10 protein-coding genes are annotated in these 12,508 nt (G+C 46.2%); 4 read left to right on the top strand and 6 right to left on the bottom strand.

What is annotated here, in order from left to right:
• The first annotated feature begins 18 nt into the window (after window positions 1-18).
• Window positions 19-921: a deoxyribonuclease IV gene (locus BBD42_RS25355; protein WP_172455622.1), complete on the top strand. Its 903-nt coding sequence runs from the start codon at window positions 19-21 to the stop codon at window positions 919-921.
• A gap of 129 nt (window positions 922-1,050) precedes the next feature.
• On the opposite strand, the gene BBD42_RS25360 is transcribed toward BBD42_RS25355, so the two are convergent.
• Both BBD42_RS25360 and BBD42_RS25365 read right to left on the bottom strand, forming a co-directional pair.
• The gene (locus BBD42_RS25360) at window positions 1,051-1,656 is read right to left on the bottom strand and encodes an esterase/lipase family protein (RefSeq protein WP_099520421.1); all 606 of its coding nucleotides are present in this window, start codon (window positions 1,654-1,656) and stop codon (window positions 1,051-1,053) included.
• A 314-nt stretch (window positions 1,657-1,970) separates the two neighbouring features.
• Entirely contained in the window at window positions 1,971-3,125 is a 1,155-nt protein-coding gene (locus BBD42_RS25365) for a glycoside hydrolase family 5 protein (RefSeq protein ID WP_099520422.1), read from the bottom strand.
• A 330-nt stretch (window positions 3,126-3,455) separates the two neighbouring features.
• Here BBD42_RS25365 and BBD42_RS25370 point away from each other — a divergent pair, with 330 nt between their 5' ends.
• On the top strand, window positions 3,456-4,730 hold the full coding sequence (locus BBD42_RS25370; protein WP_099520423.1) for a stalk domain-containing protein: 1,275 nt from the start codon (window positions 3,456-3,458) through the stop codon (window positions 4,728-4,730).
• Between the two features lie 222 nt (window positions 4,731-4,952).
• Here BBD42_RS25370 and BBD42_RS25375 read toward each other — a convergent pair whose 3' ends face one another.
• Window positions 4,953-5,432, bottom strand: a complete 480-nt coding sequence (locus BBD42_RS25375; protein ID WP_099520424.1) for a GNAT family N-acetyltransferase — start codon at window positions 5,430-5,432, stop codon at window positions 4,953-4,955.
• A gap of 445 nt (window positions 5,433-5,877) precedes the next feature.
• Between BBD42_RS25375 and BBD42_RS25380 the strand changes: the two genes are divergently transcribed.
• Window positions 5,878-6,468, top strand: a complete 591-nt coding sequence (locus BBD42_RS25380) for an RNA polymerase sigma factor (protein ID WP_099520425.1) — start codon at window positions 5,878-5,880, stop codon at window positions 6,466-6,468.
• Window positions 6,449-7,267 carry a DUF4367 domain-containing protein gene (locus tag BBD42_RS25385; protein WP_172455623.1) on the top strand — a complete coding sequence of 273 codons (819 nt, stop codon included), beginning with the start codon at window positions 6,449-6,451 and terminating at the stop codon, window positions 7,265-7,267. The genes BBD42_RS25380 and BBD42_RS25385 overlap by 20 nt, the downstream gene beginning before the upstream one ends.
• Window positions 7,268-7,306: 39 nt before the next feature.
• Here the strand turns inward: BBD42_RS25385 and BBD42_RS25390 are convergent, their stop codons facing one another.
• From BBD42_RS25390 to BBD42_RS25400, 3 genes are read right to left on the bottom strand one after another with little or no spacing between them, the layout of a single operon-like run.
• Window positions 7,307-7,795, bottom strand: a complete 489-nt coding sequence (locus BBD42_RS25390) for a hypothetical protein (protein ID WP_099520427.1) — start codon at window positions 7,793-7,795, stop codon at window positions 7,307-7,309.
• A gap of 20 nt (window positions 7,796-7,815) precedes the next feature.
• Complete coding sequence (locus BBD42_RS25395) at window positions 7,816-8,556, bottom strand: thioesterase II family protein (protein WP_099520428.1); 741 nt, start codon at window positions 8,554-8,556, stop codon at window positions 7,816-7,818.
• The gene (locus BBD42_RS25400; RefSeq protein ID WP_099521803.1) at window positions 8,553-12,413 is read right to left on the bottom strand and encodes a non-ribosomal peptide synthetase; all 3,861 of its coding nucleotides are present in this window, start codon (window positions 12,411-12,413) and stop codon (window positions 8,553-8,555) included. Before BBD42_RS25400 ends, BBD42_RS25395 begins: the two co-directional genes overlap by 4 nt.
• Window positions 12,414-12,508: the final 95 nt, after the last annotated feature.

The following is a 12,508-nucleotide window of genomic DNA, read 5'->3' on the forward strand; positions in this document are numbered from 1 at the left end:
TAAACGGAGGCCATCTGCATGCTAATCGGCAGTCATGTATCTATGGGTGGCAAAACGATGCTGCTAAGAGCAAGTGAAGAGGCTGCATCCTATGGTGCTAATACATTTTTGATATATACAGGAGCTCCTCAAAATAGTAAAAGAAAGCCCATAGCAGCCTATAACATTTCAGCGGGCCATGCACATATGAAGGAACATGGCATTAGCCATATCGTTGTTCATGCCCCTTTCCTGGTCAATTTGGCTAATACGATTAACAGTAAAGTATTTGAATACAGCGTATCATTTATGTGTGACGAATTAGAACGGACAGAAGCTCTAGGCTCAGATCAGATTGTTATGCATCCGGGGAGTCATGTCGGGGCAGGAGTGGATTTGGGAATCAAAAAAATAATAGAAGGACTGAACGAAGTGCTGGCCCATAAAATGGCCTACAAAACAAATCTTCAAATCTCCCTTGAAACGATGGCTGGCAAAGGAACTGAATGTGGAAGAAGCTTTGAAGAGCTGGCTCGGATTATCGATGGAGTTACACACAATGAACGATTATCCATATGTCTGGACACTTGCCACGTGCATGATGCTGGATATGATATCGTTCACGATTTTGACGGTGTGTTGGAGGAATTTGAGCGGATCATCGGTTTAGAACGGTTAAAAGTGGTTCATATTAATGACTCTAAAAATGAACGAGGCTCTCGTAAAGATAGACATGAGAACATTGGTCATGGATATATTGGCTTACAGGCGCTGGACTACATTGTACACCATCCTCAACTGATCGATCTGCCCAAGCTGCTGGAGACGCCCTCGATAGGCAAAATCAAATATAAAGATCCGCCCTATAAGCATGAAATCGCGCTGCTCCGAAGAGAAATAACCGAACCGGTTTTGAAACGGCATGAAATAACTGAATCATGAAAATAAATGAATAACACAAAAACAAAAGCTGCATCATTTAATTGCAGCTTTTGTTTTATTTACGTAACCCTATTTGTTTTCATAACGCATCATGCTGGTGATTGCATAGCATAGGAGTGCCTATCCGGGCTATTCGTTTAAGGCTGTTTTGATCAAGGTGTTCACTTGGGAATTGAGAAGCAGACCGATATGGGAAACCAGCGAAATCTGGATGTTGTTCGCCCCGTCTAAACGGGATAGTGCAGGCGATACGATCGTATCGCTTGTAGAATATATGGAAGTGACCTTGATTCCTGTTGGCGCTGTGGTTGTAGTCAGCCGATTGGCTCCTCCAAGGGTCACCAGCTTGTCCACTTTGGAAGCTCCGCTACGGTTCAGTATGTAATATAAGCTATTGGCCCCTCCCATGCTGTGAGCAACAATGTTGACTTTAGTGTGGCCGGTTTCACTGAGCGTATTATCTACGAATTGGCTAATAGCTGCCGAATTCAATAGCTGATTCCCTTGTTTGCTGGGCAGATCAATCGCAAATAACTCATTACTGGACCAGCCCTGACTGCGCAGATAACTTTCAATGTATATGAAATTGCTATCCGAACCTCCCAATCCGTGCACGAATACGACAGGCGTGCGTGCTGTGGCCGCAGAAGCCTTCGAGCTTTGCCCTATACCCGATAGAGTCAAGGCAAGAATCATGCTCATTACAGTTATAAAAATAAATTTGGTCTTTTTCATTTTTTTCACTCTCCTATAAAATGTTTTATTGTTTATATATTACAAGTGAATATATGGAATATATATGGACCATTAGTCTCATCTTTTTAACATAAGAATCGGGATAATTATAACTAATAGGACATGAAAGGACGGACTGAATAAAAATATTTATTCTCAAATTAGGTAAAAATGGATATCATTGAAATAAAAAAAGCCACCCTTCAGGTGACTTCCCCCATCCATCCTATTAACTGCTATTCTTATCTCTTCATCTGCTAGGCTTCCGCTTGCAGCCATTCGGATGCCAGACCTGCTTCCTGCTTCGAAGCGGCCTACTTAGTAGCGCCGTTCACAGGCTTCATGATTCTGGCAAGCATTTTCTGCTTAGGCTTGTTCCATGTCTGCCAATCGTCTAACAGCAGTCCGCCGGTATCTCCACTGTTCGGATTGAGGCTCCAGTAGGTCCAATACAAATCATTTTGCCCGATGTAGTCGACAAGAGCATTTTGCCACTTGCCCTCCTTCGATGTTGAATCGACATTGCGGCCGCCGAACTCCCCGAGCAATATCGGTGCGATTTTTTCCTTATGAATATAGCCCCAATTAGCATCCCATACGCCAGACAGATTTGCGGGAAATGTCTGGCCTGCGAACCACGGCTGCGACGAAACGCCCGGGCCATAATCGTGCGGTGAGTAAACGAGCTGGTTAGGCACTTTCAGCCGGACTGGATATTTGCGAACCCCCGACAGATTGCCGCCCCACCAATAGGAACCGCTCTGGCCTTTTACATTCGCGTCCACCCCTTCCACAATGATCAGCCAGTCCGGATTGACAGCGAGAATTGCATTGCCCGCCCGCTCCGCAGCCAACCGCCAATCGCTGTCTGAATCGCCGCAACCCCAGCATACGGAACCGTGCGGCTCATTGTGCAAATCGGCGCCGATTACCGTGTCGTTGGCCAAGTAGCGCTTTGCCAGCATCGTCCAATCCTTTATCCATGTTTTTTCCGGTACCCCTTGTGTATACCACCGCTCCGCTTGCTCGGAGGCGTTTGGGCGGTGACGGTCCAGAATGATTTTCATACCGCGCTTTTCCGCCTTCTGAACAAGCTTATCCAGCAGCTGGAGCGGTGTCAGCCCCTTTAGGTCGGGATTTTTCATATAGTCGATCCCGCTTGGTTTTTTACCAGCAAGCAGCATTTCATTCGTATAAGGAATACGCAGCAAGTTGTACCCTTCTTTTGCAAGCTGGTCCAGCATGCTGTCCAATGATCGCGTCCACAAGCCATGGGGTGAAAAATTGCCCGTCTCGAATCCGAACCAGTTCACCCCGTTGAAACTAGCAGGTTTACCTTGGGCATCGACGATTTGATTGCCTGACGTGTGGTAATAACTCAATGCTGCTGCGGGCTTGCCAGCAGCAGCAGCCCCGGTGCTCGAGATAAGCACCGCCGCCAGCAACAGGCACGTTCCTATCCATCTCATCCAATTCTTCCTTTCTATTATCCACGATTAACCTTAACACGCAGCGTGCAGCCTCGCACGTATATAACGCCTGACATGGCCCGCTCTTGGAATATATCGGATAAATAGTGTAATTGCTGCAGCTTAATTGCATTAAACCCTCTTTTTCTTAGCGGTTCTCGGAAATCCCCCCTCATTATGACCCTTCTCTACTTTATGTATATGACTTCTTTTAATTGGAACTATATAAAAATTTTGCTATACTGACGTATGCTAGATTTATGCTCTATCAATTGAAATTCTATTTTTTCTACTTTTACTAGTATCCAATGAGAAGGAGGAAAACAAGTTATGTTCATAAAAAAAGTAGGAAAAACAGTTGCCGCCACCCTTCTTGCCTTATCCTTGATCGGTACTGCTCCAAATATCGGTGATGTCTATGCAGCGCCTGCAATATCGGTCACGCTGGATCATGTTCTCTTGCAATTTGATGCAGCGCCGCGGATAGACAAAGGGGTAACTTATGTCCCCTTCCGGACGGTTGGAGAGGCTCTTGGAATCCATATCACCTGGAACAGCAAGACACAAACGGTCAAAGCGGCAGGCAGTCTTAAAGGGAAAATAACGGAGGTACTTCTTCAAGTGGGGAGCACTACGGCTACCGTCAACGGAACAAAAGTGAAGCTGGCTGCAGCGCCGATTCAGCTAGAAGGCCGTGTGCTCATCCCGCTCAGTTCGTTCAGCAGCCAATTTGGTGTCGCTGTGGCCTGGAATCAAGCAACACGCACAGTTTCCCTTCTATCACCACAACGCGAAATGCATTTGAGAGCCTTCTATGCCCTGCAATCTTTTCAGGAAAGAGATTTGGTTTCATCGATGAATTCTGTAGCTTTTGGGTGGAGCCGCATCGATCGGGAAGGCCAGTTTACCCTGCAAGGTGACGAGTACCGATTGCCTGCTGCGGCAGGTGACATTACGCCTCAATCCATTGTGGCGGATGCAGCAAATCAGGACATCAAACCGTACCTTATGGTTTATGCTTTAGACGGGAACGGTGAACTAACCAAGGTTTTGAGTGACAGCAGCTTGCGCCAGAAGTCTATCCAGGGCATAACGGATTCCGTTGCAGAGAACGGTTTTGGCGGGATTGTTCTTGATTTTGAGGGGTTAGGATATAAGCTGGATGCTTTGCAGCAGCAGAAGCTGCTAAACGATTACGTTAAGCAGTTGAAAAATTCCTTGCCTAAGGATATCTCCTTATCTTTAGCAGTGCCACCATTGAATAGCGCCTATAAAGGCTACGATTATAAGACTCTTGCTTCCATGGCAGATGATCTTATCATTATGGCTTATCAGTTTAATCCGATTGGGACCAAATCACAGGTACCCGAACCTAATAGTCTTGTAGATGAGGCGATTCAACTTGCACTGGATGCTGGTGCGCCTAAGCAAAAGCTCCTGCTTGGCATCAGCCTAAGCAGTGAAACGCCCTCTTCCATCAAAGATAAGCTAGGTCTTGCCAAGCGTTATGATTTGAAAGGAGCGGCCTTCTGGCGTCTAGGCTTATTCCGTGCCTATAACGACCAGATGGAAAGCGCTGTGAATACTTCGGTTGTAAAAGAGTAAGCTTATCAAAATGCCCTAGTTCCTAAATTTTTATTTAATCATTTGCCAATCATTGAACCGAATCTCCTGACTCGCCCATTTGCAGCATTGGTCTCAAATGAATCCCATAATGCTTGAGTGAACAATGGAGATATCGGTTCAATTCCTTTAGGTGGAGACAGGCTGGCGCAGCAGCAAGCGGCTGCGTTCCATGCTTCAACATAATTTGACCGGGTATAGAGGCTATATGAGATTAACCGGCTTGAGCACGAGATCTTTTTGAAACGCGAGTACCTCATCCCAATCCCCATGAAAAACCGGTATCCGGTAGTACCCTACTCTTTCATAAAGCGCTGCCGCTTCAGGCTGCTTGGGACCTGTCTGCAGCTTCAGATTGCTGTAGGCAAATTCGAGCGCAAGACGCTCCGCTTCAGCCATAATGGCCTGAGCAACGCCCTTCCGGCGGAAATCTGAACGTGTATATACGCGCTTGACCTCAACTGATGTTTCATCAAGCGGCCTGATTGCCCCGCAGCCTACAGGAAACCCATCCAGACGGGCAACAATAAAGGCTGATCGCGGTGCCTCCACGTCGGATAGCTGGAATCCTGCTGTCCCATCCCCGCCATATAATAATCCCAGTTCTTCGCTTAGCTCCTTAATTAATTGCTCGGAATCCTTGCTTCGTACATCTTCAGCAGCAGCAACCACAATAGACGGCATATCAAAAACCCCTTTATCTCATTGGATTTATTGGTTTTAAAGTGTTTGATATAAATTATCATGAACGATGCTAAGCGTCAATTGCTCCATCGATTGAATTTTTCGATAAGCATTTCATGAAAAGCTATAATCACCTGCCAAATCAATCCCATTCATTTATAATGATGCATTTATTCAAGTTATATCACGCAACAGATTTGCGGAAAATACGGGAACTGTTTACGGTGCTATATCCAAATAAAAGAATTATACTAAATAAAAAAAGATCATCCTCGAAAGCAGTTATATATCGAATACGAAAAAACAAAATTGGAATATAACGGAACGAAATTTCCGATTCATAATTAAAAATGATTTGTATGTATGTCATACATATTGCAGGAATATCGTCTATTGGTTTTCGTCAATCTAAGGCTTTTCCTATGCATAAAAATGAGGTGTTTACTTGACAAGCAAGCTATTATTGCTGCTTTCTCCCGATTTTGGTAAACTAGGGCCAACGATCCAAGAAGAGGTTTTCAAAGACTTTTATCATTTAACGTACGGGCCAATCATGTATATGGTCAAGGATCACAGCGCGGCGGAGGATATTATTCAGGAGGTCTTTTATAAATCCATCTCCCATACGCCACAAGTTCAGGATGAAAGGCAGTTAATAGCATGGATCAGAGTTTTAGTGAAAAATAAAACGCTAAATTATTTACGAAAACATAAAAAAATTCGTAACGAAGTAGAGCTGGAAAGTGTTTTTATTGAGACGGGGGTTATGCAGTCCGCTCATTCTGAGACGGTGGAGCGCGAGGTCGAGGCGAAGCTGCTGGAAGAGGAATTAATAGCGTGCATGCTGGAAATGAAACCGGAATACCGCCTCTTAATTGAGCTTAAGTGGAAGCGACAGTTCTCCTACCGGGAAATAGCAGAACATTTAAACTCGACAGAGGATATTATCCGCCAGAAGCTGTACCGGGCTCGTAAAGCACTGAAAGACAAATGGGATAAGAAACGAGGTGATGCTGATGGAGGACGAAGACAATGATCCGTTATTTGATGAGGCCTTCGAGAAGGCTATCCAGCAAATGCCGCCAGCCTTTCATTCTACCCATCACAACTCATGGCAAATAACGCAAAAAAAATTAAAAGCACTTAACCGCAGAAAACGTCGAAATCGAGCTCTACGCTATGTCGCCCTAATAACGGCATCCATTATGATTGGCTCCTTTCTATTCGGGACTCCAGCAAAGACCAAGGCCTTTAGCCCTATATACCAATCGATCGTCGAGCTGCCCGGCCAAATGTTTTCATTCTTCTTTGGAAATCAGGATAAAAGCGATAAAGGAGCGAAGACCATCCCTCCTGAAGAACGGGATACCTCGCATGACAAAAGCAACAATGAATCATCTATTCATCCCCTTCCAGGGCTAGAGTCTCATACGATATCGGTCATGGAGGCTGAGGTTAATAATAAGCTTGCCTTTACACCTCCCTCCTTTCCTCAACTGCCAGAGGGCTATCAATTAAGCCGGATTGATATTTCCGTACAGCCAAACGATGCTAAGTCCAATGAAGTGCTGTATGTATTTAAAAATGACGAAGAAAAGCTGCTTAGAGTCAATTTGCAGCAATTGGAATCGGGCTCCGTAGTCGGCTCGCTTGCAAGTGCAGCTAGCTCCACCGTAGAGAGCATTTCACTTCAGCGCGGTAAAGGTTATTTGACCAGCATGCCGAATGAAACAAAAAAACTGGAATTCATGTTAGCTAACCTCTATATTCATATCGTTGGCAATCTCTCCAAAGCTGATTTAATCGCATTTGCTGAATCGATGAACCAAAAATAAAACAGGGGCTCCGCGCAGCCGGCCCCTGTTTTATTTTTTTTATGACACAAGAATATGTTCGCTTATTACTTGGCCCTGCTCATAGTTGCCGTCTTCAATGACCCAATGGATGGTACGTACACGATAGTAGTAACCGCTATTTGCGCTCATCGTCACAGAACTGCTAAAAGTATCTTTATTCAAATCGCTTCTGTTTACGCCTGTTCCGTGGGTCACCCATTCATTCCCTGTCCATCTCTCCAAATAAAATGTAATTCCGAGGCTATCAAGCTGATAATAGCCATATGTATAACCTGAGAGCGTCACAGCTTGATTATTCACCTTAGTAATGCGGTTTGTTCCATCGAGCAAATAAATATGACTTGGATTCATAAAGCCCTTCAATGAAAAGGTTGAAGGTGGTGGTGCCGTAAGCGCAATGCCTTTGCTTATGGTCGGTGCCGCATAGGTGGTAGTCGAAAATAATAAACTGGCAATCATCATTATTCCCATAGCAGCTTTCGACAATCTATTTTTGAATAATATCAATTTGAATCACCTTTCCTCTTCTAGATATAGTGAGTTTCTTCTTTATTTGCTGGTTCAATAATGCTTCGGATGCTCGCGGCCACCTTCTCCGGCTCTGACAGCAGAAACATATGTCCTCCTTCAAAGCGATGCAGCCGGACATTATGGGCCCATTTCCTCCATCCGTCAGCTTCCTCCGCGCATTTATAGTCTTCAGCACCGTAAAACACGTGCATAGGCGCCTGAAGCGGCGTGTGATCGCAATGTTCAAAGGTTTCGAGTGCCTGAAAGTCCGCCCGGAAAGAGGGCAGGAAAAAGTCGAGCATTTCCCGCTGCTTTACTAGTTCCTCAGGTATGCCGCCTATGCGAATGACGTGATCGAGAAAGGCGTCATCCTTAAGATGCGCTGTTCGCTCACGCTTGTTTTGTGGCGGCTGAATAGCTGAAATAATGACTGCTTCGGCGACTATTCCTTGCTGCTCCAGCTTTTGTGCCAAACGGTATACAACCATTCCACCCATGCTGTGTCCAAACAGGACGAATGGCTGTTGAAAATATGCAGCAAGCTCCCTCGCATACAGCTCAACCAATCCCTCCAAATTTGGAATCAAGGTCATGCTGTTCGTTCCATGTCCAGGGGGTTCAACCGCCAGCAGCTGGCAATCCTTTTGAACAAAATGGTGCAAAGGCCAGAATGCAGCAGAATATCCTCCCGCGAATGGAAAACAGATAAGTGGAATTTTTCCTGTTCCCGTGCCCAACGTTTTGAGCAATGGATTCATTTGTTCACAGGCCTCCTTTCCAATAGAAAGCGGATGGTTTGAGCATTTAGTCTGGCAAAGCCCCCTTGCAGCATCTCCCCATGCTTCCCAAAGCCTTGATGCTCCACATATTCGCCCGTTCCCGTAGCCCTTTTCCAGGAAGAGAGCTCAGACGAAAGTGTAAATGCGGTTTCGGATTGAATCAGATGAATAGAAGCATGAACTTGCCCCGCCGCAATCCATTCTACGTAATATTTATAATAGGCCGCTGTTTTGCGAACGATTCCTTCACGAACTGCGTCTATTTGCAGCGCAATATTTTGCTTATTGGCTTCCATAAGCTCTGCAACGTCACCTTCCACTGTACGTCCCTTCAAATCACTTACGTTATTTTTCCAATAAGAATCAATCATGATGAGAACGTCTACCTGCCTGCCGCCCCGTTCCAATTGTTTGGCAACTTCGAACGCCAGAGCGCATCCAGCAGAATAACCGATCAAGATGAAGGAGCCATGCGGCTGAATGCTCTGCATTTGATTGGCGTAACGAGTGATGCGATCCTCCTCTTCAATAAAATCAAAAGCGTGAATGCAATAATTAGGCAGCTGGTCTGCAAGCTCCTTGAACACTATGCCATACCCAAGCACCGGAGGGAAAGCAAATAAATGGGCGCCACCCTTAGGGTTAAGCAGCGTCAGATGCGCTGAAGCTCTAGACACCGGTTGCCCACTTTCGACCAAACCCTGCAAATAAGCTGCGATTTCAGCAATTGTCGGCGTCTCAAACAATAATTTTATAGGGATGTCGATCTGAAATTCCTTCAGCATGATAGAACAAACCGTCATTGCTTTCAGCGAATGACCCCCTAGAGCAAAAAAATCATCATGAATACCGACGCGTGCTACCCCGAGTACCTGCGACCATACGACAGCGAGCCTGGCCTCGGTATCATTGCGAGGAGGTGCGTAGTGTTCGAATTCATTCATGAACGCTGTCACTGCAGGCAAGCTTCGCCGATCCACTTTTCCATTGGCGGTCAACGGCAGTCGCTCAAGAAAAACAAAGGTTGGCGGAACCATATAGTTTGGCAAGGTGCTTAGCAAATAAATGCGAAGCTGATCCTTGCTTAACTTCATTTGAGGCTTCAATACAACATAAGCGCAAAGCGATGCCTCGCCCGAAGCACTCCCTGCAACAGACAGGAACGCTTCTTTAACCTGCTCAAGTGTTGCAATCTGCTTCTCGATCTCACCTAGCTCAATGCGATGGCCGCGAATTTTCACTTGATCGTCGACGCGTCCTATAAACTCGATATTCCCATCGGGCAGCCACCTTGCCAAATCACCGCTGCGGTAAATACGCTGTCCTTGTACGAACGGATTTGGAGCAAATTTCTCTGCGGTTAAAGCTGTCCGATTCAAATACCCTAGCGCCAGCCCCTCACCGCCCAGGATCAACTCCCCGACCGCTTCAATTGGCTGAAGCTGGTTCGTCTCATTTACAATATAAGCTGAAGTTTGATTAAGCGGCTGGCCAATGGGGATGGAAGCCATATCCTCCGAAAGCGCATGAACCGGATAAAAGGTCGCAAACACCGTACTTTCCGTTGGGCCATATACATGTATGATTTTATCCGGTCCCATGCTATGCAGCGCTTTGCGTACATGATTCACCGAGGAGCGTTCTCCGCCGAACAGCACCTTGCGGATGCTCTTCATCCACGTATCCTCCTCATCTACGAGCAGGTTGAACAGCGCCGTCGTGACGAACATGACCGTAATTTTCTCTTCCTTAATGAACTGCACGAGCTTGCCAGCATGCATAATCGTATCGCTTGGAGCAAGCACCAGTGCAGCCCCATTTAACAATGCGCCGAATAAGTCAAAGGTGAAGCCGTCAAAAGCATAATTGGATAACGATAGCACGTTGTCATTCTTAGTTATTTCAATATAATTCGTATTTACTGCAATCCGCGAAATATTAGCATGTGTGATCAGCGCCCCCTTAGGCTGGCCAGTCGTACCAGAGGTGTACATTACATAAGCAAGCCTGTCCAAGCCTCCGGGAGTCGTCGCTAATAGGTCTCTTGGCGCTTCCCCAGTATCCAAATTGCTGGCGGCAGCTTCCTTAAACAGCTCTGGATCATCGAGGTACAGCAGATTTCCTTGATACACTACTTTCTCGATAACGCTTGTCAATGAATATTGCGTGAGCAGCAGCTTCGCTCCGCTATCCTCCAGCATGTAGCTGATTCGCTGCTCTGGGTAGGCAGGATCAATCGGGACGTATGCCGCTCCAGCCTTAAGAACGGCTAAAATAGCTGCAATCATATCTGATGAGCGGTGAACGAGCAGACCAACGATAGTCCCGTCGTTAACTCCTCTGCCACGAAGCACGTGAGCGAGCTTATTTGCACGAGCATTCAGCTCAGCATAAGTTAATAATCCATCTGGAGCAGAAAGGGCAAGATGTTCCGGCGTATTCTCCACCTGCCATTCGAATCGCTGAGCAAGCGTCATCTTGCTTGCTGCTGCCATTTCCCCGTCCCGGCCATTCAAACGGTTAAAAGCTAATAAGCGGTGTGCTTCTTCCTCCGGCACAATTCCAAGCTCGCCAAGCGGCTTATTGAACTCCCTCGCGAGCTGGCGGATCATGTAGATGAGCTGCGCCTTCAGACGTTTAATGAAGGAGCCTTCATACACATTGGCATTGTATGCTAGCTTCATCACCATTTCTTTGCCAGGCCCAGCGAGTAGATTAAGATCATAATTGCTTTTTTCGAAAATATGAATGTCACCCATCGTAAATCCCAGACTCTGCTCGTCACTTTGTTTGCCGGCCTCTTGAAGCGGATAATTCTCGAACACAACAATATGATCAATTAACGTCTGCTGGCCTATTCGGCTCTGGATATCATAGAGCGGCACGTATTGATGCGCTTCGGTTTGCACCGAAAGCCTCTGCATTTCCGTTATTAATTGCTTGAAGGTCATATCTGGTACGATCTGGACACGGGTTGGAATTACGTTGATAAACAGGCCCACCATGCTCTCCACACCGCTAATCTCAGCAGGACGACCCGATACAACTGCTCCAAACAACACATCGCTGCTGCGCTGGTAACGGCTAAGCAGAATAGCCCAAACGGCTTGAATTGCCGTGCTTAACGTAACCTGCTGCTCTCTTGCCAGTCTAGAGAAAGCCTCACTGTCTTCCTCTCCAAGCTTAAAATGAAGCTCGCCTGACGAATAGCCTTCCTTCCTGCATCTGCTGCGCTGCTCGGCGAAAGACTCCTGCCCTTCAAATTCAGCTAAATAGCTCGACCAAAAGACAAGCGAAGCCTCCTTATCCTGCTTGCCAAGCCAATTAATATATTCCTTATATGGTTTGGAGACGGGCAGCTCGTATGGCTTATGATTCAGCAAGGCGCTGTATATCTGGAACAGCTCCTTTACAATAATGCCAAAGCACCAGCCGTCCAGCATGATGTGGTGATAGCTCCATATCCATTCATACGTGTCCTCAGCTGTCTTAAAAACGGTCGTCCGCATTAAAATATCTTTGGACAGATCAAATCCCAGCATTTTATCCTGCTGCTTGAAAGCAGCAAGCTGTCGCTGCTGCTCCTCATGCGGCTGATCACATAGATCCATTTCCTGAACGCGGAACGCTCGCTGCTTGAATACAACTTGAACCGGCCGGTTGATTTTCTCGTGCAGGAATACGGTACGAAAAATATCGTACCGATCCATCAACACGTTCATGCTTTGTTCCAGCAACTCTTTGCGAAAAGAGCCTTTCACCGAAATGGCCAGCTGCTCCATGTAATAGCTCTGTCCGGGGTGCAGAAGCGTGTGAAACAGCATGCCCTCTTGCATAGGCGATAAAAAATATATATCTTGTACTTGATCCTTCTGAAAAGTAATCCCGTTCACTTGTGCTTGGCCTCCTTCTATCCATTCCGCAGCAAATT

This window comes from Paenibacillus sp. BIHB 4019 (assembly GCF_002741035.1).
GTDB lineage: Bacteria > Bacillota > Bacilli > Paenibacillales > Paenibacillaceae > Pristimantibacillus.

Bases quoted from the DNA above. Each gene is read 5' to 3' on its own strand.
- BBD42_RS25355 (WP_172455622.1), top strand. From the start codon at position 19: ATGCTAATCGGCAGTCATGTATCTATGGGTGGCAAAACGATGCTGCTA.
- BBD42_RS25360 (WP_099520421.1), bottom strand. From the start codon at position 1,656: ATGAAAAAGACCAAATTTATTTTTATAACTGTAATGAGCATGATTCTT.
- BBD42_RS25365 (WP_099520422.1), bottom strand. From the start codon at position 3,125: ATGAGATGGATAGGAACGTGCCTGTTGCTGGCGGCGGTGCTTATCTCG.
- BBD42_RS25370 (WP_099520423.1), top strand. From the start codon at position 3,456: ATGTTCATAAAAAAAGTAGGAAAAACAGTTGCCGCCACCCTTCTTGCC.
- BBD42_RS25375 (WP_099520424.1), bottom strand. From the start codon at position 5,432: ATGCCGTCTATTGTGGTTGCTGCTGCTGAAGATGTACGAAGCAAGGAT.
- BBD42_RS25385 (WP_172455623.1), top strand. From the start codon at position 6,449: ATGGAGGACGAAGACAATGATCCGTTATTTGATGAGGCCTTCGAGAAG.
- BBD42_RS25395 (WP_099520428.1), bottom strand. From the start codon at position 8,556: ATGAATCCATTGCTCAAAACGTTGGGCACGGGAACAGGAAAAATTCCA.
- BBD42_RS25400 (WP_099521803.1), bottom strand. From the start codon at position 12,413: ATGCAAGAGGGCATGCTGTTTCACACGCTTCTGCACCCCGGACAGAGC.